Source organism: Serratia sp. FGI94 (genome assembly GCF_000330865.1).
GTDB lineage: Bacteria > Pseudomonadota > Gammaproteobacteria > Enterobacterales > Enterobacteriaceae > Serratia_B > Serratia_B rubidaea.
Genome location: NC_020064.1, coordinates 4192976 through 4217340, shown reverse-complemented (window position 1 = coordinate 4217340; position 24365 = coordinate 4192976). Strand labels below are relative to the sequence as shown.

Genomic DNA, 24365 nt, shown 5'->3' with positions numbered 1-24365 from the left:
CCCAATGTCTAGGGATTGCCATGCCACGGTCTGAGGATAATTGAGTAATGAGTGATCTGACTCATGACGGTGTAGAGCGTTTACCGCTGCACACATTCACTGAAAACGCCTATCTGAACTACTCCATGTACGTCATCATGGATCGGGCGCTACCGTATATTGGCGACGGCCTGAAGCCGGTCCAGCGCCGCATCATCTATGCGATGTCCGAACTGGGCCTGAGCAACAGCGCCAAATTCAAAAAATCCGCGCGTACCGTCGGCGACGTGCTGGGTAAATACCACCCGCACGGCGACAGCGCCTGTTATGAGGCGATGGTGTTGATGGCGCAGCCGTTTTCCTATCGTTACCCGCTGGTGGACGGCCAGGGGAACTGGGGCGCGCCGGACGATCCGAAATCTTTTGCGGCGATGCGTTATACCGAATCCCGCCTGTCGAAGTACGCCGAAGTGCTGCTGTCCGAACTGGGGCAGGGGACGGTGGACTGGATCCCCAACTTTGACGGTACGCTGCAGGAGCCGAAGATGCTGCCTGCGCGTCTGCCGAACATCCTGCTGAACGGCACCACCGGCATCGCGGTGGGTATGGCGACCGATATCCCGCCGCACAACGTGCGCGAAGTGGCCGCTGCCGCCGTGGCGCTGCTGGAGAAACCGGGCGCCTCGCTGGATGACCTGCTGGCGTTTGTTCAGGGGCCGGACTTCCCGACCGAAGCGGAAATCATCACCCCGCGCGACGAGATTCGTAAAATCTACCAGAACGGTCGCGGTTCGGTGCGGATGCGCGCGGTGTGGAAAAAAGAAGACGGCAGTGCGGTGATTACCGCACTGCCGCATCAGGTCTCCGGCGCCAAGGTGCTGGAGCAGATCGCCAGCCAGATGCGCGCCAAGAAGCTGCCGATGGTGGAAGACCTGCGCGACGAGTCGGACCATGAGAACCCGACGCGTCTGGTGATCGTGCCGCGCTCCAACCGGGTGGATCTGGAGCAGGTGATGAACCACCTGTTCGCCACCACCGACCTGGAGCGCAGCTACCGCGTCAATATGAATATGATTGGCCTGGACAACCGTCCGTCGGTGAAGGGGCTGGTGGAGATTATCACCGAATGGCTGGCCTACCGCCGTGATACGGTGCGCCGCCGTCTGAACCATCGCCTGGAAAAAGTGCTCAAGCGGCTGCACATTCTGGAAGGTTTGCTGGTTGCGTTCCTCAACATTGATGAAGTGATCCATATTATCCGCAGCGAAGATGAGCCGAAGCCGGTGCTGATGCAGCGTTTCGGCATCAGCGAGACGCAGGCGGAAGCGATCCTCGAACTGAAACTGCGCCATTTGGCGAAGCTGGAAGAGATGAAGATCCGCGGCGAGCAGGACGAGCTGGCGCAAGAGCGCGATCGCCTGCAGGCGCTGCTGGCGTCGGAGCGTAAGCTGAACACGCTGATCAAGAAAGAAATCCAGGCGGACGCGCAGACCTACGGCGACGACCGCCGTTCACCGCTGGCCGAGCGCGAGGAAGCCAAGGCGATGAGCGAGCACGATTTCGTGCCGTCCGAGCCGGTGACCATCGTGCTGTCGGAGATGGGCTGGGTGCGCAGCGCCAAGGGCCATGATATCGATCCTGCCGGCATGAACTATAAGGCGGGCGACAGTTTCCGCGCCGCCGCCCGCGGCAAGACCAACCAGCCGGTGGTGTTTATCGACTCCACCGGGCGCAGCTACGCGCTCGACCCGCTGACCCTGCCGTCGGCGCGCGGGCAGGGTGAACCGCTGACCGGTAAACTGACGCCGCCGCCGGGCGCGACCATTGAGCAGGTGCTGATGGCCGCGGATGACCAGAAACTGCTGATGGCCTCCGATGCCGGCTACGGCTTCGTGTGCACCTTCAACGACCTGGTGGCGCGCAACCGCGCCGGCAAAGCGATGATTACCCTGCCGGAGAACGCCAAGGCGCTGCCGCCGCTGGAAATTCACGGCGACGACGATATGCTGCTGTCGATTACCCAGGCGGGCCGCATGCTGATGTTCCCGGTGGCCGATTTGCCGCAGCTGTCGAAGGGCAAGGGCAACAAGATCGTCTCTATTCCGGCGGCGCAGGCGGCCGCGGGGGATGACAAGCTGACCTGGCTGTTTGTGCTGCCGCCGCAGACGTCGCTGACGCTGTACGTCGGCAAGCGCAAGCTGACGCTGCGCCCGGAGGATTTGCAGAAGTTCCGCGCCGAGCGCGGCCGGAAAGGCACGCTGCTGCCGCGCGGTCTGCAGCGTATCGATCGCGTGGAGGTGGATTTGCCGCAGCGCGCATCGGCCGGGGATAGCGAAGAGTAAGTTCGGCGGGTGCCGTTTCCCAGGCGGCGCCCGCATCATTCACCGCTTTCCGTATTTATTTTCAAATAATTAACATTTCTGCGTATAAATTTATTGTGCGGATGCCCGGCCGGCAGGAAAATAGCGACAAGGCCGGGTATCATCGCCAGCGGGCGTGATGCCCTGCGCGCAAATAAAAATGATGGAAGGTATCTGCGCAGCGAATCAGGCTGCGTCGGCAGTGTGCTAATGAGGTTGTTATGTTATTAATTTTGCGTGCCGTTTTCGTCACTCTGTTCTGTATTCTGGTGTGCATTTTCGGTTCCATCTACTGTTTGTTCAGCCCGCGTAATCCTCGCCACGTTGCGACGTTTGGCCACCTGTTCGGCCGCCTGTCGACGGTATTCGGCCTGAAGGTTGAGATCCGCAAGCCGGCCGATGCGGCGCAGTACGGCAAGTGCATCTATATTGCCAACCACCAGAACAACTACGATATGGTGACGGCGTCCAATATCGTGCAGCCGCGTACCGTGACGGTAGGGAAAAAAAGTCTGGTGTGGATCCCGTTTTTCGGCCAGCTGTATTGGCTGACCGGCAATCTGCTGATAGATCGGGATAACCGGGCCAAAGCGCACGGCACCATCGCTCAGGTGGTGGATCAGATTAAGAAAAAAGATATTTCCATTTGGATGTTTCCGGAAGGAACCCGCAGCCGCGGTCGTGGCCTGATGCCGTTCAAGACCGGCGCATTCCATGCGGCGATTGCCGCCGGCGTGCCGATCGTGCCGATTTGCGTGTCGAACACCAGCAATAAAATCAATCTTAACCGCCTGAACAACGGCGAGGTGATTGTCGAGATGCTGGAGCCGATCGATACCACTCAATACGGTAAGGATCAGGTGCGCGAGCTGGCGACCCACTGCCGCGAGCTGATGGCGGAGAAAATCGCCCGCCTGGATGAAGAAGTGGCGCAGCGCGAAGCCGCCAAAAAATAATACGCTTTCACCGACGGCGGTAATTTTTTAACGGCTTCAGGTCGTTAATGCCCGGCTTCCTGCTACGCTTAGTGGCACTATCCGCCGCCGGGCTTTTGCATACGGTTTAGCATTTGTTTTCATGGAGAAAATATGTCACTCAGTCGACGTCAGTTCATTCAGGCATCGGGTCTGGCGCTGTGCGCGGGAGCCGTGCCGCTGAGGGCTGAAGCGAGCGGAGCGCAAATCCCGTTACCGGTTCCCCCGCTGTTGGAGTCTCGTCGCGGCCAGCCGCTGTTTTTAACCCTGCAGCGCACGCACTGGCCGTTTATCGCCAACCGCAAGGCCTCCGCCTGGGGCATCAACGGCATGTACCTCGGGCCGACGGTGCGGGTATACAACGGCGACGACGTTAAACTGATTTACAGCAACCGTCTGGCGGAACCGGTGTCGATGACCGTCAGCGGTCTGCAGGTTCCGGGCACTCTGGTGGGCGGCGCGGCGCGTCTGATGTCGCCGGGGGTGGACTGGTCGCCGGTGCTGCCTATTCGTCAGGCGGCGGCCACCTGCTGGTATCACGCCAATACGCCGGAGCGCATGGCGCCGCAGGTTTACAACGGCCTGGCCGGCATGTGGCTGGTGGAAGATGAGGTCAGCAAATCGCTGCCGCTGCCTAACCACTACGGCGTGGATGATTTCCCGCTGATCGTGCAGGACAAGCGGCTGGATAACTTTGGTACGCCGGAATACAGCCCGCCGTCGCAGGGCGGCTTCGTCGGCGATACGCTGCTGGTGAACGGCGTGCAGAATCCGTACGTTGAGGTGTCTCGCGGCTGGGTGCGGCTGCGTTTGCTGAACGCCTCCAACGCGCGCCGCTATATGCTGCAGCTGAGCGACGGTCGTCCGCTGACGGTGATCGCCAGCGATCAGGGCTTTCTGCCTGCGCCGGTGGCGGTGCAGCAGCTCTCTCTGGCGCCAGGCGAACGGCGTGAGGTGCTGATCGATATGTCGAAAGGCGAAGAGGTGACGCTGAACGCCGGCGAGGCGGCGGGCATTATGGACCGTCTGCGCGGCCTGTTTGAGCCTTCCAGCCTGCTGGTGTCCACTCAGGTGCTGACGCTGAAGCCGACCGGCCTGCTGCCGCTGGTGACGGATAACCTGCCGATGCGCCTGCTGGCGGACCAGCTGTTGGACGGCAGCATCAGCCGCACGCGGGAGTTCCGTCTGGGTGATGACGTGGCGGGGATTAACGGTGCGGTGCGCGATGTGAACCGCGTCGATCTGCAGACCCAGCAGGACAGCTGGGAGCGCTGGGTGATCCGTGCCGATACGCCGCAGTCGTTCCATATTGAGGGCGTGCAGTTCCTGGTGAAGAGCGTGAACGGCGCGCAGCCGATGGTTGAGGACCGCGGCTGGAAGGATACCGTCTGGGTCGACGGCGAGGTGGAGCTGGTGGTGCACTTTACCCAGCCGTCCTACGATCACTTCCCGTTCCTGTATTACAGCCAGACGCTGGAGCTGGCCGACCGCGGCAGCGCCGGGCAGTTTGTGGCGCAGCCAGCAGGTTGATTAATGGTGTTATTGACATGGTTTTCTGTAGAGAGCCGTGTCACTGGAATTGCCGTAAACGTGCGGTATTTCTCTGTCACTGAGGTGAACGGCAATTGCAGGGGCCGTAGGCGCGGCCCCTGCACCCGCGCCCGCGCTTAGGCACGTTCTGCCCTTCGGGTACCCTCACGGCGTCACCGTCGCCGGGCGGGTCGGCTCTACAGGCATCCCTGCCTGTGCCGCCTCAACCGGACATCCCTGTCCGGTTGCCCCTGGCTCGGGTTCCTTGTTCGGCAGCCCGTGATGCGCGCTAAAGGTCAACACCCGAATCTGTAATTACCGGGCGAGTTGGCGTATGGTTTTGACGGTCTGATCGATATTTTTCGAGGTGGATGCAATATGGCTGGGAGCCGAGTTTTCGGCTCCTGAGTGAGTGGTTATCTCGCTTAAGCGAGATCTATCTGTGGATCATTAACGCATTGGCCTTATGCCTCCGGGAAGCGCTGGCGCAGCTGCGCCCAGTCCGGCGCGGCGTCGGCGCCGCGGCTGGCCACCACGCAGGCGGCGACACGGTTGGCCAAGTCAACGGCCTGCGGCAGCGGCCAGCCGGCGGAAAGGGCGGCCAACAGGCCGGCGCTGTGGGCATCGCCGGCGCCGATCGTGTCCACCACCTCCACCGGATAGGCGGCGATATGCTGCGGCGGGTGCTTGCCGTCACAGATCCAGGCGCCGTCGCTGTCGAGGCGGCAAATCAGGGTGAAATTGCGGGCGGCGGCGTAGCGCTGCGCCGCCTCGACCGGATCACCGTCGCCGCACAGGGTGGCGACCTCGTCGCGGTTGAGCGTCAGCAGGGTATGGCTGTCGCTCAGCATAGCGAAGAACTCCTCGCCGAGCAGGCCAACGCGCGGGCCGGCATCGATCAGCCGGTACTGGTCGTACGGCAGGCGGGTCAGCCATTCGCGTAGCGCGGCGCCCGGCTCGCCCACCAGCTCATAGCCGTTGGCGTAAACCAGCGTCTCCGGCGTCAGCGGCAGAGTCGCCAGCTGCGCCTTGTTCCACTGCGCTTCACAGCCGCTGACGGTGATAAAGGTTCTTTCGCCGTTCGGCTCGGCCAGCGCCAGACACCAGCCGTTATCCATCTGTCCGTGCCGCAGCAGCACCGGCAATCCCAGCGCCTGCATCGCTGCCTCTACGGCGGCGCCCCATTCGCCGTTGCCGACCGGCATACCGTTTACCACCGGCACGCCCAGCCGGCACAGCACGCGGGCGACGTTAAAGGCGCAGCCGCCAATCTGCCGCCCCTGCGGCCGGGCTTCGATATCTTCGCCGCTGACGGGCAGGCGCGGCAGCGTCATAACCAGATCGCCGACGGCAGCGCCCAGCACCAGCACCGGCGTGACTGCAGAAAATTCACTCATTTACTTACGTTCTCTGCCCGCGGCCAGAAACAGGCCGTAGGCGACAAGGCTAACCAGGAAGGAAACAAACAGCCCGAGGCTGGAATCCGCGAACAGGCCTTTGGCCAGCGGCCCGTCGATAAAGCCGCTTTTGGTGACCATCAGTCCGCTGAGGGCGCCGAGGAACCAGCAGCACAGCGGCACCGTACGCACGCCGCGATTCTGACCGTTCAGGCCGTACAGCGCGTTGCCGTCGTAGCCATGATGGCGGCGCAGGCGCAGGTAGTCGAGGATGAATATCGCTTCCCAGGCGGCCAGAAACACGCCGCAGAACACCAGGAAGGCGATAAACGGCCCCATAAAATCGCCGGAGACGAACAGTACATAGAGGGCGATGGCCAGCACCAGCAGCGCATCCAGCGATACCGCCAGCGACTGTTTGACCTTGACGCCGATGGTCAGCAGGTTAAGGCTGGCGGAGTAGAGGCTCAGCACCGCAATGGTGACGATGCCGGCGGTCGCCGTCAGCAGATAGGGGATCGCCATCCAGGTCGGCAGCACCGAGCCAATCAGGGCGATCGGGTTGGCCGAAGAGGCCAGATCGGGCAGCTGCACCGACAGCAGAATGCCGGTAAACATCAGCAGCACCAGCGGCAGGCAGGCGCCGCTCATCACCGCGGCGAAGATGCTTTTATTCGAGCTTTGCGGGCTTTGGTAGCGGCTGTAGTCCGCGCCGGCAATCGCCCAGCCGATGCCGGTGCCGGCGGCGATGATTGATACCGCCGGCAGGAAGCCGGTCAGCCAGCTGCCGGCGGGCAGCGCCAGCACGCGCTGCCATTCGGTGGTGAAGGCGATATACAGCACCACGACCAGCGTCATGCTGCCGAAGATGCGGCTGAACCAGGTCTGCAGCCAGACCACGGTGTTTTGTCCGAGCAGGCTGACGACGATGGTCAGGCCGCCGAACAGCAGCAGGCTGACGCCGGTCAGCAGCGGGCTTTCCGCCAGCCCCATCGCCTGGAACAGCGCCGCCAGCGTCAGCGTGCCGGTAATGACGTTCACCGCCTCCCAGCCCATCAGGTTGATCCAGCTGAAGGCGGTGGGGGCGATATTGCCTTTTAGGCCGAAGATGACCCGCGACAGCGTCAGCGTCGAAGTGCGGCCGCGTTTGCCGGCGAAGCTGGTATAGCCGACCAGCGCAAAGCTGGCGACGCCGACCAGCGCGGCAAGCACCGACTGAATAAACGACAGGCCGAAGCCGACGATCAGCGCGCCGTAAACCACGCCGAGGATGCCGATATTGGCCGCTGACCATACCCAAAACAGCTCGATGGGCTTACCGGTTTGCTCCGCCTCGGGCACCAGATCGATGCCGGTGCTTTCAACTTTCCATGTTTCACTGCGGTTTATGTCACTCATGCTGCAGATTTACCCTTGGTTGCGCAACGCCTCCAGAGCCGCTGCATATGGTTGAAAATCAATCTGATTCGCCTGGTTCAGTGTTTCAATCCATTGCGCCGGAAATGCTTCAATGCCGCGCAGCGCGCCGCAGATTGCCGTCGCCATCGCGCCGATGGTATCGGTATCACCGCCAAGGTTGGCGGCCAGCAGCGCACAACGCACCGGATCGCCGTCCGCCAGCTCGACCAGCGCCAGCGCGCAGGGAATGGACTCGATGGTGTCCATGCCGGCGCCGACGGTGTGGTAAAGCTCGGCCAGCGCCTCGCTGTCCGTCAGCGGGCGCACGCGTTCTGCCACGTCCAGCGCCCATTGAATGCGACGGCTCAGTGACGGGCTGAAGGTGGTGATCTGCTGTTGCTGCATCTGTTCCACCCGCGGCGGCAGCGCCTGTTTAATCGCGTGCCAGTCGTCGCCGTCGATGGCGCGGCTGACCGCCCAGGCAATCGCGAAGGCGCCGGCCACGGCGATATCAGATTTATGCGTCGGGCTACAGGCCAGACGCACGGCATCCATAAAGTAGCCTAAATCATTGGTGGATAACAGACATCCCAGCGGTGCGATGCGCATGGCGGCGCCGTTGGTTACGCCGTTGGCGGTGATTTCCGCGATAGGTTTACCGGCGCGGATGGCGTGCAGCGCGGCTTTGGAGGTGGGGCCGAGAATGTTTTTATTGAAGGCGTCGACCTGTTCTGCCCACAGCATGATGTGGTGGGCGATGCGTTCGGGTTCAATCTTGCCGTGAGCGGCGAGTAGCGCTTCCATCAGCGCTACTGCCTGCTGTGTGTCGTCGGTGTATTCGCCGGCGACAAACCCCGTCGCGGCAATATTCTCATCCGGGCCAGGCAGAAAGCGATCGATCCAACCAAAATAATCGCGTACCTGCCGTAGCGGCCACAGTTCCGACGGCATCCCCATCGCATCGCCAGCGGCTTGGCCATACAGCGCGCCAAGAATGGCGAGGTGAGGATTTTTTCTTATTGTCATGGGTATTCCCTGGTGTTGGTGCATGTTGAATTAAACACGTCAACGGTATCACCATAATGGCAAAATGGATCCAATGAAAGTCCATTACGCCAAAAATGTGATGCCAATCTAGATCCATTGCACAACTCTCGGCACAAATTTCCTGCAGCGACAGCAAAATATGATAAAAGCTATCGCCAGAGAGGGCGCCGATATTGAGAGAGCAGTCTGATGAGTGATTTTAATGTGTGGCTGCGTCAGCAGCTGGCGCAGGCGGTTGCCGCACCGCGCTATATGCAGTTGGCGGCCACGCTGGAGACGGCGATCAAACAGCGGGTGCTGGCCGCCGGCGATTTTCTGCCGCCCGAACGCCTGCTGGCCGAACAGCTGGCGGTGTCGCGGGTGACCGTCAGCAAAGCGCTGAAATTGTTGGAAGAGAAGGCGCTGATTTCACGCCAGCAGGGCGTGGGCACCCGGGTGGCGGTGTATATGGATTATTCGCTGTCGCAGGAGCAGGGCTTTACCGCTCAGGTGACGCGCAGCGGCGGTGCCGCCAGCAATCAGTGGCTGCTGCGTACCCGCGTGACGCCGCCGCCGGAGATTGCGCAGGCGTTAAATCTGGCCGAGCATGAGCCGGCGGTAAAGCTGCGCCGCCTGCGGCTGGTGGACGGCAACCCGGTCTCGCTGGAAACCACCTACATCCCGCCGCGTTTTTTGCCCGACCCCGAGCGGCTGGAGCATTCGCTCTACGCGCTGTGGCGCGAACGCGGCATCGTGCCGGAAGGGAAGCACTTCCTGCTGAAGGCGATCGCCTGCAGCGATGACGTCGCCGGGCTGCTTAACGTTGCCAGCGGCGCGCCGCTGCTGCAGGTGACGCAGACCAGCCGCAACGCGCAGGGCGAGGTGCTGGAGGTCAGTGAAGTACTGTGCCGCAGCGACGTGTACGAATTTGAAGTCAGCAGCTAGCGGGCCGGCGCGCAGAAATAACCCTGCTCTTTTTGCCGATAGTGCGTATAATCGCCGCCCGGCGATTAATTAACCTGCAAAAGAGCACTGTCGAATGAGCACCACCAGCCTGATCCAACCGGATCGCGAACTGTTTTCCTATAAGCCTTACTGGGCCGAATGTTACGGCACCGCACCGTTTTTACCGATGTCGCGCGAAGAGATGGATCAACTGGGCTGGGACAGCTGCGATGTAATTATTGTCAGCGGCGACGCTTACGTCGACCACCCCAGCTTCGGCATGGCGATTATCGGCCGCATGCTGGAAGCGCAGGGGTTCCGCGTCGGCATTATTGCCCAGCCGGACTGGAGCAATAAAGACGACTTTATGCGTCTTGGCAAACCGAACCTGTTTTTCGGCATTACCGCCGGCAATATGGATTCGATGATCAACCGCTATACCGCCGACCGTAAACTGCGTCACGACGACGCCTACACGCCGGGCAACGTCGGCGGCAAGCGCCCCGATCGCGCCACGCTGGTGTATACCCAGCGCTGTAAAGAAGCCTACAAGAACGTGCCGATCGTACTCGGCGGCATCGAGGCCAGCCTGCGCCGCATCGCCCACTATGATTACTGGTCGGATACCGTGCGCCGCTCGGTGCTGGTGGACTCCAAGGCCGATATGCTGATCTACGGCAACGGCGAGCGTCCGCTGGTGGAAGTGGCGCACCGCCTGGCCGCCGGCGAGAAGATCGCTGATATCCATGATATCCGCAACACCGCGGTGATGCGCAAGGCGCCGCTGCCGGGCTGGAGCGGGGTGGATTCCACCCGTCTGGATAAGCCGGGGCGTATTGAGCCGATCCCCAATCCTTACGGCGAAGACCTGCCCTGCGCCGACGGCGCCCAGCCGGAGCCGGAGGCCAAGCCGGTCACCGTGCGTGCCGCCAAGCCGAAGCCGTGGGAAAAAACCTATGTGCTGCTGCCGTCCTTTGAGAAGGTCAAGGCGGATAAAGTGCTGTACGCTCACGCTTCGCGCATTTTGCACCATGAAACCAACCCGGGCTGCGCCCGCGCCCTGATGCAGAAGCACGGCGACCGCTACGTGTGGATCAACCCGCCGGCGATCCCGCTGAAAACCGAAGAGATGGACAGCGTGTTCGCGCTGCCGTACCAGCGGGTGCCGCACCCGTCCTACGGCGAGGCGCGCATTCCGGCTTACGATATGATCCGTTTCTCGGTCAATATCATGCGCGGCTGCTACGGCGGCTGTTCGTTCTGCTCGATCACCGAGCACGAAGGGCGCATTATCCAGAGCCGTTCCGAAGATTCGATCATTCGCGAAATTGAAGAAATTCGCGACAAGGTACCGGGCTTTACCGGCGTGATCTCCGATCTGGGCGGCCCGACCGCCAATATGTATATGCTGCGCTGCACCAACCCGCGCGCCGAGCAGACCTGCCGCCGCGCCTCCTGCGTGTATCCGGAAATCTGCACCTATATGGATACCAACCACGAGCCGACCATCAAGCTGTACCGCCGCGCGCGTGAATTGGCAGGGGTGAAGAAGATCCTGATCGCCTCCGGGGTGCGTTACGATCTGGCGGTGGAAGATCCGCGCTATATCAAAGAGCTGGCCAGCCACCACGTGGGCGGCTATCTGAAGATTGCGCCGGAGCATACCGAAAGCGGGCCGTTGTCGAAGATGATGAAGCCCGGTATGGGCAGCTACGACCGTTTCAAACAGCTGTTCGACCACTACTCCAAGCAGGCCGGCAAAGAGCAGTACCTGATCCCGTACTTTATCTCCTCGCATCCCGGCACGCAGGACGAAGATATGGTCAATCTGGCGCTGTGGCTGAAGAAAAACCGCTTCCGTCTCGATCAGGTGCAGAACTTCTATCCGTCGCCGATGGCGAACTCCACCACCATGTATTACAGCGGTAAGAACCCGCTGGGCAAGGTGGGCTATAAGTCGGAAGAGGTGTTTATCCCGCGCGGCGATCGCCAGCGCCGCCTGCACAAGGCCCTGCTGCGCTATCACGATCCGGCCAACTGGCCGCTGATCCGCGGCGCGCTGGAAGATATGGGCCTGAAGCACCTGATCGGCAGCCGCCGTGACTGTCTGGTGCCGGCGCCGAGCATTGACGAGCAGCGCGAGAGCAAACGCCTGCAGCGCCGCACGCGCCCGGCGCTGACCAAGCACAGCGATATTCAGCGCCAGCGCTCACCGTCCAATAAGCCGCCGCGCAAGCCGATCCGCAGCGCTGGCGCCAAAGGCAAGGCGTAACCGCTGCTCGGCGCAGGCTAATGATGCCGGTCAGTGACTGACCGGCATTTTTTTCGCCGTATTACAGCCGGGCGTAGGCCGCTTCCACCTTCGCCAGGTAGCGCGGCGCCTGCGCCGACGGATGATGTTGGCGCACGTGCCACCAGAACGCCTCGGGAGACAGGCTGTTAATCATGCTGACCGCCTGGCGACGGTTGGCGGAAAAGGTGCGCAGCAGCGCGCCGGCGCCGTTGACGTAGGCCACTTCGGTGGCGTAGCGCAGCGTCACCGGGTTATCAATCCCCCGCAGCTGACGCTGCAGCGAAGCCAGATAGGCGGCGCCCAGATCGATATTGGTCTCCGGGTCGAGCAGGTCGTCATCGTCCGGGCAGCCGCTTTTCCCCTTAAACTGGTAGGCGTCGCAGCCGGCGGTGGAGGCCTTCAGCTGCATCAGGCCGACGGCGTTGGAGCGGCTGATCGCCGCCGGGTTAAAGCCGGACTCAACCTGAATCATCGCGGCGATCAGTTTGGCGTCGACGTCATACTCGTCGGCGGCGTCGGCGATGGCGCTATCAAAGCTGTGGCGGTCGTAGCTGGCGGATTTGTGCTTGCTGGAACAGCCGACGAGGATCAGTAGCGCCAGCGGGATGGCCAGGCGCGAGCAGGCGGCGATCGAAAATTTCATAGTGCTCCGTGCGGTGGGAAGGTTTCAGGCATTGATAGTGCCATCATCGCCGGCGGGCAGGCAAAGATTTTGACCAAAAGCGCTACGGCGCGCACGGGGTGGAAAAAGGCCCGCGCGCGGCGGGCCGGGGAGAGAGAGGTTCAGCGGGTGGCGGGATCCGGCCCCAGACGCTTGCCGCTGTCGAGTTTGGCAATCTGGCCCAGCTCATCCTTATCCAGCTTAAAGTCGAACACCGCAAAGTTTTCGCGGATGCGCGACGGCGTGACGGATTTCGGAATCACCACCAGGCCGTTATCCAGGTGCCAGCGCACCACGATCTGCGCCGGGGTTTTCTCATATTTTTCCGCCAGATGCTTGATCACCGCCTGGTCGAACACGCCTTCGCCGCCCTGCGCCAGCGGGCTCCAGGATTCGGTGGCGATATGATGCATGGCGTTCCAGGCGTGCAGCTGGCGCTGCTGCAGCAGCGGATGCAGCTCGACCTGGTTGATCACCGGCGTGACGCCGGTTTCATCCTGCAGGCGCTGCAGGTGCGGGATATTGAAGTTACAGACGCCGATGCTCTTCGTCAGGCCCTGTTCGCGCAGCTTGATCAGGCTGCGCCAAGCGTCGACATACCGATCCTGCGCCGGCCGCGGCCAGTGGATCAGGTACAGATCGACATAGTCCAGCCCCAGTTTTTTCAGGCTGGTCTCCAACGCGGCCTGCGGGTCACCCTGATCGTCATCCCACAGTTTAGTGGTGACAAACAGTTCACTGCGCGGTACCGAGGCTGACAGCAGCGCACTGCCGACGCCTTCCTCGTTTTTGTAAATAGCAGCGGTATCAATGGAGCGATAACCAACCTCCAGGGCTTTCGCCACGGCATTGGCTGTCTCTTCAATGCTCGCCTGCCAAACGCCGAGACCCAACTGCGGCATCAGATTACCGTCGTGGAGTTTGATGATGGGTTGCGTTGTCATGCGTATCTCCTTTTGACCTGATTGCCGACGTTAACCACGTCGGAAAGCTTGCTTTAATTTTAGACCCTGCGGCGCGGTTAACGTTGCAGCGCTTGAGCCTGGCCGCAGCGGTACGGCGTCGGGGTCGGTGGCGACTGTCAGGAGTGCCGAAGGTTAGCGGTGCGTCGGCGATCCTGCGGAACCTGCTGTCATGCGTCTCCTCCGGTAAATGCGCCAAATGGCGAAAACAGAACTGACGGAGGCGCCGTCGGCGCGGGGAAAAGCGCCCGGAACGTCCGGGCGCAGGCAATACGTTATTGTGAGGCCGGGCGGCCAATGGCTGGCGCCTATGGCGCCGCAAATTGATCGGCCCGGCCTATAAGACTAGCAGGAAATTGGCGGCGTGCGCTTAACGCGCCGCCTGATAGATGCGCTCGCTGACCTCGAGCGTGATGTCCTGATGCTCGCCCAGCGCGGTCATGCCGTGCTCACGCAGCTTTTCCAGCAGCGCGGGGATGCTGCTGCCGTCGAGCTGGTAGTCGGCCATCCGGGTCGGCACGCCCATTTTTTCGAAGAACTCGGCGGTGGCGGCAATGGCGGCGTCGATGCGCCGATCGTCATCACCGTCGCGCAGTCCCCAGACGCGCTCGGCGTACTGCAGCAGTTTGTCGCGTTTTTGCGCCTTTTTCTCCCGCAGCAGCGACGGCAGAACGATCGCCAGCGTCTGCGCGTGATCCAGGCCGTGCATCGCCGTCAGCTCGTGGCCGAGCATATGGGTCGCCCAGTCCTGCGGCACGCCGGCGCCGATCAGGCCGTTCAGCGCCATGGTGGCGCTCCACATCACGTTGGCGCGCACCGCATAATTTTCCGGTTCCGCCAGCGCGCGCGGGCCATCTTCCAGCAGCGTCAGCAGCAGGCCTTCGGCGAAGCGGTCCTGCACTTTAGCGTCGACCGGGTAGGTCAGATACTGCTCCAGCGTGTGCACAAAGGCGTCCACCACGCCGTTGGCGATCTGGCGCGGCGGCAGCGAATAGGTGACCTGCGGATCCAGCACGGCAAACTGCGGCTGCACCAGCGGCGAGAAGAAGTGCTGCTTGTCACCGCTGCTTTTGCGGGTGATCACCGCGCCGCTGTTGGATTCCGAACCGGTGGCCGGCAGGGTCAGTACGCAGCCCATCGGCACCGCGCGGGTGATTTCACTGCCTACGGTCTGCATGATGTGCCAGGCGTCCGGGGAGGCGCTGTAGTCCGCCGCGGCGGCGATAAATTTGGTGCCGTCCACCACGGAACCGCCGCCGACCGCCAGCAGGAAGTCAATCTTCTCGGCGCGCACCACGTCGACCGCCTTCATCAGCGTTTCAAAGGTCGGGTTCGGCTCAATGCCGCCGAACTCGCTGACGCTGCGCCCCTGCAGCGCGGCGTGCACCTGATCCAGGACGCCGTTTTTCTTCACGCTGCCGCCGCCGTAGGTAATCAGAATACGGGCGTCGGCCGGAATTTGTTGGCCCAGTTCGGCAATCTGGTCTTTACCGAACAGAATTTTGGTTGGGGTATGGAGAATAAAGTTTTGCATGGTTTACTTGTCCAGTTTAAAGCCTTGTTGCTGAATGGCCGGAAGCACATTCGGGAAATAGATATGCTGGTAATAGCTGGCGGTATTACGGCTCCAGTCGTCGCCGTCCGCGCGGCCGGTCTGCTGCCAGTAGTCGCTCAGCGTCTGGTTATAGGCCTTGATGGCGTCCGGCAGGGCTTCGCGCTGATAGCGCTCTTCATGACGGAAGCTGCCGATCGGCAGGCGCGGTTTCTGCTGCGCGCCCCGATCGACATGGCCGATCACCAGCCCGGCGACCGGGAAGGTCAGTTCCGGCAGCTGCAGCAGCTCGATCAGCGCCTGAGGATCGCGACGGATGCCGCCGATCGGCACGATGCCCAGCCCGTGCGAGCGGGCGGCGGTCATCAGCGCGCCGAGCGCGATGCCGACGTCGGTGCTGCCGGAAATCAGGCTCTCAATGCTCTGGTGCGCCGTTTGCTGCTGGCCGCCCATGGCGATGCCCAATCGGGTTTTGTGCATATCCAGCACCACGGTGATAAACACCGGCGCTTGGGCGATCCACGCCTGACCGCCGGCAATCTCGGCGATGCGCGCGCGCTGAACGGGGTCGCGGGTGACAACCAGCGAAACCTGCTGGGAGTTGACCGAGGTCGGTGCCAGATGGGCGGCGGCGATAATACTGTCGAGCACCTCATCGGCGATCGGCAGGTCGAGATAGCTGCGCTCGCTGCGGTGCGACGTCAGCAGGTCAATGGTCTGGTTCATGGTCAGGCTGCCTTATCCAACTCCGCTCCGGTTGGCAAAACGGCGTCGGCCGCGCCCTGAAGGGACGGAACGACGGTTGCTGGGCAGAGGGGAGCGTTTCAGATTGACGACGGGAGCGGCCTCTTGCCTAAAGCTGTAAGGAAGATGGCGCCCGCTAATTTGTGGGGACTATTGTCAGTGACAGGCAGCGGTATTAACAATGCACATTCCTGCCTGATGCTTGCCTATTTCTACAAAACGCTGTAGGAACGGGCGGCGTTTTATTATGCTTTATACCGCATGATTCTTCATCATATCGGAGGCAGCGTGAGCGACATTGACGAACTTCGGCGCCGGATGGCGCAGCAGGCGGCGCGCTTTGCCGTGGGCAACGGCTTTACGTCGTCGCCGGTGCCGCAGGTGGATATTCTGTATGCCGACCGGCACTACCCGCGCCAGCCGGTGATGTACGATCCCAGCATTGTGATTATTTTTCAGGGGCACAAGGTGGGCTACTGCGGCAGTAAGGTGTTCCGCTACGATCCGCGTAACTATCTGCTGATGACGCTGCCGCTGCCGTTTGAGTGTGAAACCTTCGCCAGCCCTGAACAGCCGCTGGTGGGGATTTCGGTGCGGATTGATACCCAGATGCTGCAGGATCTGCTGATCGATATCGGCGACGACGACTATCTGACGGCGCCGCACGGCGAGAGCTGCGGCATCAACTGCGCGTCGCAGCATGATGAGATGCTGTGCGCCACCGAGCGCCTGCTGGACGTGATGGAAAAACCGCTGGATGCGCGGGTGCTGGGGCCGCAGATCGTGCGTGAAATCCTCTATTACGTGCTGTGCGGCCGCAGCGGCGCGTCGCTGCAGGAACTGGTCAGCCGGCATACGCACTTCAGCCAAATCGCCAGGGCGCTGCGGCGTATTGAAAAGCAGTATGCGGAGAACCTGAGCGTGGAGGCGCTGGCCAGCGAGGTGAATATGAGCGTGTCGGCGTTTCACCATAACTTTAAGGCGGTGACCGACACCTCGCCGCTGCAGTACGTGAAATCCTACCGTCTGCATAAGGCGCGGCTGCTGATGCTGCATGATGGTCTGAAGGCCAGCACGGCGGCGATGCGGGTGGGTTATGAAAGCGCCTCGCAGTTCAGCCGCGAGTTTAAGCGTTTCTTCGGCGTCACGCCGAGCGATGAAGTGGCGCGGGTGCGGGATAACTACGCTGCCTGACGGCCGACGCGACGGCCGTCAGACGGAGGGTCAGGAAGCCCGGCGCTTTTTACGCCAGATCACCAGCATGGCGCCGATCAGCCCGAACACCAGCAGCGCCAGCGGCAGGATCATCAGGCCGGCCATCACCTGGTCCTCATAGCGTTTGACGAGGGGAATCTGGCTGAAGGCGAAGCCCAGCCCGACCACCGACACCACCCACAGCAGGGCGCTCAGCCAGTTGAAAAACTGAAAGCGGGTATTGCTCAGGCCGGAGATGCCCGCCATGGTCGGCAGCAGCGTGCGCACAAACGCCAGAAAGCGCCCCACCAGCAGCGCCGTCAGGCCGTGGCGGTGAAACAGCACGTGCGCGCGCTGGTGGTACTGCGCGGGCAGCTGCAGCAGCCATCCCTTGACCAGCCGGGTATGCCCCAGCCAGCGCCCCTGCAGATAGCTGAGCCAGCAGCCGAGGCTGGCGGCCAGCGTCAGAATCATCAGGGTGGGTACAAAGGACATCACGCCCTTGGCGATTAAGGCGCCCGCCAGCAGCAGCAGGCTGTCACCGGGCAGAAAAGACGCCGGCAGCAGGCCGTTTTCCAAAAACAGGGTGATAAAAAGCACCGTATAAACCACCCAAATCACGCTGGGATCGGCCAGAGCCGTAAAATCCTGTTGCCAAAGCGCGTGAACAATCTCTTTTAATACATCCATTTTCTGTCCCGTTGCGCCAGGTTCACCTTACTAAGCAAATATGATGCGGATTAGTGTACCCCGATTAGCGTAACCGGACATTAAATGACGCATAGAAATATGCTTGCGATGGATAATTTTCTCCATTATCCGGCAAATTTTTATCGGCTGCCGGCCTGCAGACGTTCAAAGCCCGCCGCCAGATCGTCGATCAGGTCCTGTACGCTTTCCAGGCCGATATGCAGCCGCACCAGCGTGCCGGAAAAGTCTACGCCGCCGGCCGGGCGGATCGCCTCCAGTTCTTCCGGCTGATTCGCCAGGATCAGGGACTCATAGCCGCCCCAGGAGTAGGCCATGGTGAAATGGCGAAAGTGGTCGAGATAGTCGGCCAGCTGCGTCTCGCTCAGGCGCTGCTTCAGGACAAAGGAGAACAGTCCGTTACAGCCGCTGAAGTCGCGCCGGTAAAATTCATGCCCTTTGCAGGCGGGCAGCGCCGGGTGGTTGACGCGGGCGACTTCCGGCCGCTCGGCCAGCCAGCGGGCGACGGCGATGCTGCTCTGCTCATGCTGTTTCAGTCGTACGCTCAGCGTGCGCAGGCCGCGGCTGGCCATATAGGCGGTATCGGCGTCCACCATCTGGCCCATCAGGTAAGAGTATTCACGCAGCTGTTCCCAGCAGCGGGCGTTGGCGACCGCGGTGCCAAGCATGTAATCGGAGTGGCCGATGATGTATTTGGTGCCGGCCTGAATGGAAATATCAATGTCAAACTCCAGCGCCTTGAACAGCACGCCGGCGGCCCAGGTGTTGTCGATCATAATGACAATCTCCGGATTCACCGCGCGTACGGCGCGCACGATGGCCGGAATATCCTGTATTTCCAGGGTGATCGACCCCGGCGACTCCAGGAACACCACGCGGGTGTTCGGCTGGATCAGCTCGGCGATGGCCTCGCCCAGCAGCGGATCGAAATAGGTGGTGGCGACATTCATCCGGCCGAGAATATGCGTGCAGAAATCCTGCGTGGGCTCATACACCGAGCCGGTCACCAGCACGTGGTCGCCGGCGCTGACGAACGACAAAATGGCGTTGGAGACCGCGGCGGCGCCGCAGGGATAGAGCACGCAGCCGGCGCCGCCCTCCAGCTCGGTCATCGCCTCCTGAAAGGCGAAGTGGGTCAGGGTGCCGCGGCGGCCGTAGTACAGTTCGCCGTGGGCGCGCTGCGCCGTGGCGTGCTTTTTATCGGCTACGCTGTTGAACACCAGCGAGGAGGCGCGCTGCGTCACCGGGTTGACCGCGCCTTGGGTGTAACGCTTGCTACGGCCGGCGCCGATCAGCGTGGTTTCGAGATTCTTGGACGTCATACGGCTTACCTGCTGGTTATGCATAGTGGAAACGGTGATGCGCACTACGTTAGCATGTTGGTAAATAGCCATCCAGACGTTTTTACTTCTGTTTTCGAAACTGGCCGTCATTCACTGGTTAACCGTCGCTGCGGCGAGTAATACGCTGCATTAGCGGATAAAAAAAGCCCGTTTCTCGGCAAACGGGCAAACAGGCAACGTGAAAAGGGCGGCAGAGACGCGGTTCAGCCGCCCATTACGCCAAACAGATGCGGCAGCCACAGTGAAAGGGCGGGAATATAGGTTACCAGCAGCAGCACCAGAAACAGCACGCAGTAAAACGGCAGCATGGCTTTGACCACCGCCTCGATTTTCTGCTTACTGACCGCGCTGGCGACGAACAGCACCGAGCCGACCGGCGGGGTGATCAGGCCGATGCCCAGATTGACCATCATGATCATGCCGAAATGCACCGGGTCGATGCCCAGCGCGTTGGTGACCGGCAGCAGTACCGGCGTCAGGATCAGGATCAGCGGCGCCATATCCATCAGCGTGCCGAGCGCCAGCAGCATGATATTGATGCAGATGAGAATGACGTATTTGTTGTGGGAAATGGCGGTGAAGAACTCGGTGATGCGCAGCGGCAGCTGCATATAGGTCATCACCGCGCCGAAGCAGGCGGCGAAGCCTATCAGGATCATCACGATGGTGACGGTTTTGATAGTGCGGTACATCAGGTTGGGCAGCTCAGACCAGCGGTAGTCGCGGTAGATAAACATGGTGACGAAGAACGCCCACAGGCAGGCTACCGCCGCGGATTCGGTGGCGGTAAAGATACCGGACATGATGCCGCCCATGATGATTACCACGGTCATCAGCCCCCACAGCGTATCGAGGCAGATTTTCAGCGCCTGACGCAGCGGGATGGCTTCCCCCTTCGGGTAGCCGCGTTTGTGGGCGAAGCCGACGCACATCACCATCAGCGAGACGCACAGCAGCAGTCCCGGCAGAATACCGGCGACGAACAGCGAGGCGATCGACACCGTACCGCCGGCGGCCAGCGAATAGATCACCGCGTTATGGCTGGGCGGGATCAGGATCGCCTGCACCGAACCGCTGGCGGTGACCGAGGCGGCGTAGTCGCGCGGGTAGCCCTTTTTCTCCATCTCCGGCACCATCACCGAGCCGATCGAGGCGGTATCCGCCACCGAAGAGCCGGAGATCGCGCCGAAGAAGGTGGAGGCGACAATATTGACCAGCGACAGGCCGCCGCGCACAAAGCCGACGAAGATATAGGCGAAGCTGACCAGCCGGCGGGCGATGCCGCCTTCCGCCATAATGGCGCCGGCCAGGATAAAGAACGGGATCGCCAGCAGGGAGAATTTGTTGACGCCGCTGGTCATCTGAATCATCAGCGCCTCCAGCGGCAGATCGATCCACAGCGCGCCGGCGATGGCGCTCAGCCCCACGGCGTAGGCCACCGGCACGCCGATGGCCAACAGCAGGGCGAGAGAGGCAAGCAGAATAAAGGCGTCCATAGCGCAGGCTCCGTCAGGTATTGCCGAGCATCACCAGTGCACGGTGGTGCTGCGGGCCGAAGAGTAACCGCTCAATCACGAACAGCAGCGTCACGGCTGAGCCAATCGGCAGCGGCAGATAGGCCTGGCCGGCGCTCAGCAGCGGGAACTCCGCCACCGGCTGCAGCCACAGCTGGCTGCACAGGCCGTAACCGTAATAGAGAATAAACAGGCAGATTACCGTCATCAGCAGGTCCGCCAGCCGGCCGCAGCAGCGCTGCCAGAACGGTGGCAGGCGGTCGGTCAGCATATTGACGGCGATATGCGCGCCGGCGCGGTAGCTAACGGCGGCGCCGATAAAGGTAAAGGTCACCATGCACAGGATGGCGATCGGCTCCGGCCAGGCCGCGCCCTCATTGAGCACGTAGCGGCTGAAGATGCCCACCGGTATTACGGTGACCATCACCAGCAGCGCCGCGCCGGCCAGCCACATAGCGAGGCGGTACAGCAGATCCATCGCCTGATGATAAGCGTGCGCCATCAGCAACCTCCGACCAAGCAGGAAAAAGGGCGGTTATTGCACCGCGTTAATGCGGGCGATCAGATCCTGATGCGCCTTGCCGTACTGGTCGCGCACCGGCTGGGTCATCTTGTAGAACGCTTCGCGGTCGATGTCGTGGAACTGCACGCCGCCGGCCTTCATTTTTTCCAGCGCCTGTTGGTTATAGGCGGCCCACAGGGTGCGCTGCTCGGCCTGCGCCTCTTTCGCCAGCTTGAGGATCAGCTGCTGGTCGGCCGGGGTCAGTTTGTCCCATTTGACTTTGGAGTAGAGGAACAGCTCGGGAATAATAAAGTGGCGGCTCAGGGTGTAGTTTTTGGTTACCGGCAGATAGTTGTGGGCGATAAAGGTCGGCGGGTTGTTCTCCGCGCCGTCGATAACGCCGGTCTGCAGGCCGCTGAACACCTCGCTGACCCCCATGCTGACGGCGTTGGCGCCCATGGCTTTCAGCGTCGCCAGCGCAATCGGGCTGCCCTGCACGCGGATTTTCATCCCCTGCAGATCCTGCGGCTTCACCACCGGCTTTTTGGTGATCAGATTGCGGGTGCCGGAATCCATCCAGCCGAGGAACACCAAACGCGAGGCGGGGTCGTTGGTGATCTTGTCGCCGATCTCCTTGCCGATCTCACCGTCCAGCACCTTATGCAGATGCGCTTCGTCGCGGAAGATGTACGGCAGGGTGAACACGTCGATCTCCGGCAGAATCGCCGCCACCGGCGCCATGGAGACGCGGATCATATCAATCGCGCCAATCTGCGCCTGTTCAATCATCTGCTTTTCATCGCCGAGCATGCCACCGGGGAAGGTTTTCAGCTCCAGGCGATCCTGCGTGGCGGCTTTCAGCTTGTCGCCCAGGTGTTGGACCGCAACGACATTGGGGTAGCCTTCCGGGTGGACGTCGGCGGCTTTGATTTGTTGCGCCAGTGCGGCCTGGCTGCACAGTAACGTGCAGAGCGAGAGGCACAAACCTGATAGGGCGTGGGGCAGTTTCATCGCAGATCTCCAGAGTGTCGGGCATCGGTTATTGTTTTTTCATCATCCCAGGCGCGCAGCGTGAACGGGAAAGGGGCGCTTCAGGCCGGGTTCGCGCTGCGTCAGTACAAAAGATAAACATAGTTGAAACCTGCTTGCTACATAATTGAAAAGCCGTTTTAAAAATAATTGATCGACGTCACTGTGAGGGGAAAAAAGCCCGCGCGTTTCGTGATGAGGTTAAAAAAAAGACTAAACGGTGACGGGGTTGTTGGCGTTTGCGCGGGTAAATGTTACACAGCGGCGGGCGATAGCGCTGCGGCTGGCGCGGGTTAACGGTTTTTTGGACCGGAGATGCGTTATTGAGTAAATAATAATGATAACTACTATCAATCCGTGATTGGTTTGATATGATCGCACGCTGAATTCTGTTTAATTTTGATCGGTAATGGTTGGAGGCGCAGCGTGAAAACGGCTGGCAAGACTATGAATCAAAGAGCCCGCGGCGCTGGCCGGGGACAGTGGGGCGCCGCATTCGGGCGCGGTTTGATCGCGTCCATGGTGCTGGTGGCCGGGCTGGCCGGCAGCGCGCAGGCCGCGCCGGAAACTCAGCCGGCTGCTACCGAGAGCGCCTCTGCGGCGGCAACGCCGGCGCCGTCCAGCGCTGCGCCGCAGTCCGTGACGCCGGTTAACCCGGCGCCGACCATTCAGCCGCCGGAAACACGCGGTATGGATCTGTCCGTCTGGGGCATGTATCAGCACGCCGATGCGGTGGTGAAAACCGTGATGATTGGTCTGGTGCTGGCATCGATCATCACCTGGACCATTTTGTTTGCCAAAGGCAGCGAGCTGACGCGCGCCAAGCGCCGCCTGCGCCGTGAGCATCAGCAGCTGGCCGAGGCCCGCTCGCTGGATGAAGCCAGCCAGATGGCACAGGGCTTCCAGCCGGAAAGCATCAGCGCCGTGTTGCTGAATGACGCGCAAAACGAGCTGGAGCTGTCGGCGGAATCCAACGACAACAACGGGATTAAAGAACGTGCCGGTTTCCGCTTTGAGCGCCGGGTGGCGGCCTACGGGCGTCAACTGGGCAAAGGCAACGGCTTCCTGGCCACCATCGGCGCGATTTCGCCGTTTGTCGGCCTGTTCGGCACCGTTTGGGGCATTATGAACAGCTTTATCGGCATCGCCCATTCGCAGACCACCAACCTGGCGGTGGTGGCCCCCGGCATCGCAGAAGCGCTGCTGGCTACCGCTCTGGGCCTGGTCGCCGCTATCCCGGCGGTGGTGATTTACAACATCTTTGCCCGCGTGATCGGCGGCCACCGCGCGCAGGTTGGCGACGTGGCGGCGCAGGTGCTGCTGCTGCTGAGCCGTGACCTGGATCTGGCGGCGACGGCGGAAGCCAAGCGCGCACAGCACGCACACCAGCTGCGGGCGGGGTGATCTATGGCGATGCGCTTAAATGAAGATTTGGACGACAGCGGCGAACTGCACGAAATCAACGTAACGCCGTTTATCGACGTTATGCTGGTGCTGTTGATCATCTTTATGGTGGCGGCGCCTCTGGCTACGGTGGATATCCGTGTCGATCTGCCGGCTTCGACGGCCAAGCCGCAGCCGCGCCCGGAAAAACCGGTGTTCCTGTCGGTGAAGGCTGACAAGCAGCTGTACGTCGGTGACCAGCCGGTGACGGCGGAGCAGCTGACCTCGGTGCTGGACAGCCGCACCCAGTCCAACAAGGAAACCACTATCTTCTTCCAGGCGGACAAGAGCGTGGATTACGCCACGCTGATGAGCGTGATGGATACGCTACGCAACGCCGGCTACCTGAAAGTGGGGCTGGTGGGGATGGAAGGGGCATCGAAGTAACGCACGTTCCCTGTTTGCTATCGGCAGGGGCGGGCGCTGTTCTCATTAACGGCCATCGGTCAGCGTAGTGCTGGTTTTTCGGTCGTTAACCGTCTGCAGATCTATGCTGCCTCGGTGACGCGACCGAGTCAGGGGCCGAAGACGCGGCCCCTGACCACCCGCGCCCCCGCCAGGCCAGGCGGTTGGCTGCGCCAACTGCCCTCACTCCCTCTCTGCGCATCACGGCCGGCTGCGACAAGCGTCCCTGCTTGTCTCGCCTAAAACCGCCGTCCATGGCGGTTTTGCCTATGCGCCGTTCCTGCGTTCGGCGCCTTCCATGGCGGTCAGCAGCGTGCACGCCTCGGCCATCTCATCGTCGGTGAAGTATCGCTGTCACAATCCTGAGGGAATGATTTCGGCGATGACCGATTCGGGTGACCTGTAG

20 protein-coding genes are annotated in these 24365 nt (G+C 61.6%); 8 read left to right on the top strand and 12 right to left on the bottom strand.

The genetic code is table 11. The annotated features are described in order from the left end of the window. Window positions 1-47 precede the first annotated feature (47 nt). From parC to ftsP, 3 genes are all read left to right on the top strand, one after another. Window positions 48-2321, top strand: coding sequence for a DNA topoisomerase IV subunit A (parC, locus tag D781_RS19215; protein WP_015674003.1), 2274 nt, complete (start codon window positions 48-50; stop codon window positions 2319-2321). A gap of 239 nt (window positions 2322-2560) precedes the next feature. Beyond that, window positions 2561-3295, top strand: coding sequence for a 1-acylglycerol-3-phosphate O-acyltransferase (locus tag D781_RS19210; protein ID WP_015674002.1), 735 nt, complete (start codon window positions 2561-2563; stop codon window positions 3293-3295). Between the two features lie 132 nt (window positions 3296-3427). Continuing rightward, complete coding sequence (gene ftsP, locus D781_RS19205) at window positions 3428-4843, top strand: cell division protein FtsP (protein ID WP_015674001.1); 1416 nt, start codon at window positions 3428-3430, stop codon at window positions 4841-4843. Window positions 4844-5307: 464 nt separating this feature from the next. Here the strand turns inward: ftsP and D781_RS19200 are convergent, their stop codons facing one another. Genes D781_RS19200 through D781_RS19190 form a run of 3 tightly spaced genes read right to left on the bottom strand, consistent with a single transcriptional unit; the run spans window position 5308 to window position 8664 of the window. Continuing rightward, window positions 5308-6240 (bottom strand): PfkB family carbohydrate kinase, encoded by a 933-nt coding sequence (locus D781_RS19200; RefSeq protein ID WP_015674000.1) that lies wholly within the window; start codon window positions 6238-6240, stop codon window positions 5308-5310. Continuing rightward, window positions 6241-7638 (bottom strand): cytosine permease, encoded by a 1398-nt coding sequence (locus D781_RS19195; protein ID WP_015673999.1) that lies wholly within the window; start codon window positions 7636-7638, stop codon window positions 6241-6243. A gap of 9 nt (window positions 7639-7647) precedes the next feature. Next, complete coding sequence (locus D781_RS19190) at window positions 7648-8664, bottom strand: ADP-ribosylglycohydrolase family protein (protein ID WP_015673998.1); 1017 nt, start codon at window positions 8662-8664, stop codon at window positions 7648-7650. A 210-nt stretch (window positions 8665-8874) separates the two neighbouring features. Here D781_RS19190 and D781_RS19185 point away from each other — a divergent pair, with 210 nt between their 5' ends. Both D781_RS19185 and D781_RS19180 read left to right on the top strand, forming a co-directional pair. Continuing rightward, complete coding sequence (locus D781_RS19185; RefSeq protein ID WP_015673997.1) at window positions 8875-9609, top strand: GntR family transcriptional regulator; 735 nt, start codon at window positions 8875-8877, stop codon at window positions 9607-9609. A 94-nt stretch (window positions 9610-9703) separates the two neighbouring features. Next, on the top strand, window positions 9704-11881 hold the full coding sequence (locus D781_RS19180; RefSeq protein ID WP_015673996.1) for a YgiQ family radical SAM protein: 2178 nt from the start codon (window positions 9704-9706) through the stop codon (window positions 11879-11881). A gap of 61 nt (window positions 11882-11942) precedes the next feature. Here D781_RS19180 and D781_RS19175 read toward each other — a convergent pair whose 3' ends face one another. From D781_RS19175 to D781_RS19160, 4 genes are all read right to left on the bottom strand, one after another. Then, window positions 11943-12545 carry a transglycosylase SLT domain-containing protein gene (locus D781_RS19175; protein WP_015673995.1) on the bottom strand — a complete coding sequence of 201 codons (603 nt, stop codon included), beginning with the start codon at window positions 12543-12545 and terminating at the stop codon, window positions 11943-11945. 140 nt (window positions 12546-12685) lie between these two features. After that, window positions 12686-13507, bottom strand: coding sequence for a 2,5-didehydrogluconate reductase DkgA (gene dkgA / locus D781_RS19170; RefSeq protein ID WP_015673994.1), 822 nt, complete (start codon window positions 13505-13507; stop codon window positions 12686-12688). Window positions 13508-13895: 388 nt separating this feature from the next. Continuing rightward, complete coding sequence (gene yqhD, locus D781_RS19165) at window positions 13896-15059, bottom strand: alcohol dehydrogenase (protein WP_015673993.1); 1164 nt, start codon at window positions 15057-15059, stop codon at window positions 13896-13898. A 3-nt stretch (window positions 15060-15062) separates the two neighbouring features. Next, window positions 15063-15803, bottom strand: a complete 741-nt coding sequence (locus D781_RS19160) for an NADPH-dependent oxidoreductase (RefSeq protein WP_015673992.1) — start codon at window positions 15801-15803, stop codon at window positions 15063-15065. Between the two features lie 306 nt (window positions 15804-16109). Between D781_RS19160 and D781_RS19155 the strand changes: the two genes are divergently transcribed. Continuing rightward, entirely contained in the window at window positions 16110-17015 is a 906-nt protein-coding gene (locus D781_RS19155; RefSeq protein WP_015673991.1) for an AraC family transcriptional regulator, read from the top strand. 30 nt (window positions 17016-17045) lie between these two features. Here D781_RS19155 and D781_RS19150 read toward each other — a convergent pair whose 3' ends face one another. The 5 genes from D781_RS19150 to D781_RS19130 all read right to left on the bottom strand — a co-directional run bounded on the left by D781_RS19150 (window position 17046) and on the right by D781_RS19130 (window position 22093). Continuing rightward, window positions 17046-17705, bottom strand: coding sequence for a DedA family protein (locus D781_RS19150; protein WP_015673990.1), 660 nt, complete (start codon window positions 17703-17705; stop codon window positions 17046-17048). Between the two features lie 140 nt (window positions 17706-17845). Next, window positions 17846-19045 carry a cystathionine beta-lyase gene (metC, locus tag D781_RS19145; protein ID WP_041412244.1) on the bottom strand — a complete coding sequence of 400 codons (1200 nt, stop codon included), beginning with the start codon at window positions 19043-19045 and terminating at the stop codon, window positions 17846-17848. 224 nt (window positions 19046-19269) lie between these two features. Further along, on the bottom strand, window positions 19270-20562 hold the full coding sequence (locus tag D781_RS19140; RefSeq protein ID WP_015673988.1) for a TRAP transporter large permease: 1293 nt from the start codon (window positions 20560-20562) through the stop codon (window positions 19270-19272). Between the two features lie 13 nt (window positions 20563-20575). Continuing rightward, entirely contained in the window at window positions 20576-21082 is a 507-nt protein-coding gene (locus tag D781_RS19135; protein WP_015673987.1) for a TRAP transporter small permease, read from the bottom strand. Window positions 21083-21115: 33 nt separating this feature from the next. Further along, window positions 21116-22093, bottom strand: coding sequence for a TRAP transporter substrate-binding protein (locus D781_RS19130; protein ID WP_015673986.1), 978 nt, complete (start codon window positions 22091-22093; stop codon window positions 21116-21118). 444 nt (window positions 22094-22537) lie between these two features. Between D781_RS19130 and exbB the strand changes: the two genes are divergently transcribed. Together exbB and exbD are read left to right on the top strand one after the other, a co-directional pair. Further along, complete coding sequence (exbB, locus tag D781_RS19125; RefSeq protein ID WP_015673985.1) at window positions 22538-23515, top strand: tol-pal system-associated acyl-CoA thioesterase; 978 nt, start codon at window positions 22538-22540, stop codon at window positions 23513-23515. A 3-nt stretch (window positions 23516-23518) separates the two neighbouring features. After that, window positions 23519-23941 (top strand): TonB system transport protein ExbD, encoded by a 423-nt coding sequence (exbD, locus tag D781_RS19120; RefSeq protein WP_015673984.1) that lies wholly within the window; start codon window positions 23519-23521, stop codon window positions 23939-23941. Window positions 23942-24365: the final 424 nt, after the last annotated feature.

What these genes read in the sequence shown, in the direction of transcription:
- exbD (WP_015673984.1), top strand. Translation starts at nt 23,519, where the DNA reads ATGGCGATGCGCTTAAATGAAGATTTGGACGACAGCGGCGAACTGCAC.
- D781_RS19200 (WP_015674000.1), bottom strand. Translation starts at nt 6,240, where the DNA reads ATGAGTGAATTTTCTGCAGTCACGCCGGTGCTGGTGCTGGGCGCTGCC.
- metC (WP_041412244.1), bottom strand. Translation starts at nt 19,045, where the DNA reads ATGACGTCCAAGAATCTCGAAACCACGCTGATCGGCGCCGGCCGTAGC.
- parC (WP_015674003.1), top strand. Translation starts at nt 48, where the DNA reads ATGAGTGATCTGACTCATGACGGTGTAGAGCGTTTACCGCTGCACACA.
- D781_RS19140 (WP_015673988.1), bottom strand. Translation starts at nt 20,562, where the DNA reads ATGGACGCCTTTATTCTGCTTGCCTCTCTCGCCCTGCTGTTGGCCATC.
- D781_RS19180 (WP_015673996.1), top strand. Translation starts at nt 9,704, where the DNA reads ATGAGCACCACCAGCCTGATCCAACCGGATCGCGAACTGTTTTCCTAT.
- D781_RS19185 (WP_015673997.1), top strand. Translation starts at nt 8,875, where the DNA reads ATGAGTGATTTTAATGTGTGGCTGCGTCAGCAGCTGGCGCAGGCGGTT.
- ftsP (WP_015674001.1), top strand. Translation starts at nt 3,428, where the DNA reads ATGTCACTCAGTCGACGTCAGTTCATTCAGGCATCGGGTCTGGCGCTG.
- yqhD (WP_015673993.1), bottom strand. Translation starts at nt 15,059, where the DNA reads ATGCAAAACTTTATTCTCCATACCCCAACCAAAATTCTGTTCGGTAAA.
- D781_RS19150 (WP_015673990.1), bottom strand. Translation starts at nt 17,705, where the DNA reads ATGGATGTATTAAAAGAGATTGTTCACGCGCTTTGGCAACAGGATTTT.
- D781_RS19130 (WP_015673986.1), bottom strand. Translation starts at nt 22,093, where the DNA reads ATGAAACTGCCCCACGCCCTATCAGGTTTGTGCCTCTCGCTCTGCACG.
- D781_RS19175 (WP_015673995.1), bottom strand. Translation starts at nt 12,545, where the DNA reads ATGAAATTTTCGATCGCCGCCTGCTCGCGCCTGGCCATCCCGCTGGCG.
- D781_RS19190 (WP_015673998.1), bottom strand. Translation starts at nt 8,664, where the DNA reads ATGACAATAAGAAAAAATCCTCACCTCGCCATTCTTGGCGCGCTGTAT.
- D781_RS19135 (WP_015673987.1), bottom strand. Translation starts at nt 21,082, where the DNA reads ATGGCGCACGCTTATCATCAGGCGATGGATCTGCTGTACCGCCTCGCT.
- D781_RS19160 (WP_015673992.1), bottom strand. Translation starts at nt 15,803, where the DNA reads ATGAACCAGACCATTGACCTGCTGACGTCGCACCGCAGCGAGCGCAGC.
- D781_RS19195 (WP_015673999.1), bottom strand. Translation starts at nt 7,638, where the DNA reads ATGAGTGACATAAACCGCAGTGAAACATGGAAAGTTGAAAGCACCGGC.
- D781_RS19210 (WP_015674002.1), top strand. Translation starts at nt 2,561, where the DNA reads ATGTTATTAATTTTGCGTGCCGTTTTCGTCACTCTGTTCTGTATTCTG.
- dkgA (WP_015673994.1), bottom strand. Translation starts at nt 13,507, where the DNA reads ATGACAACGCAACCCATCATCAAACTCCACGACGGTAATCTGATGCCG.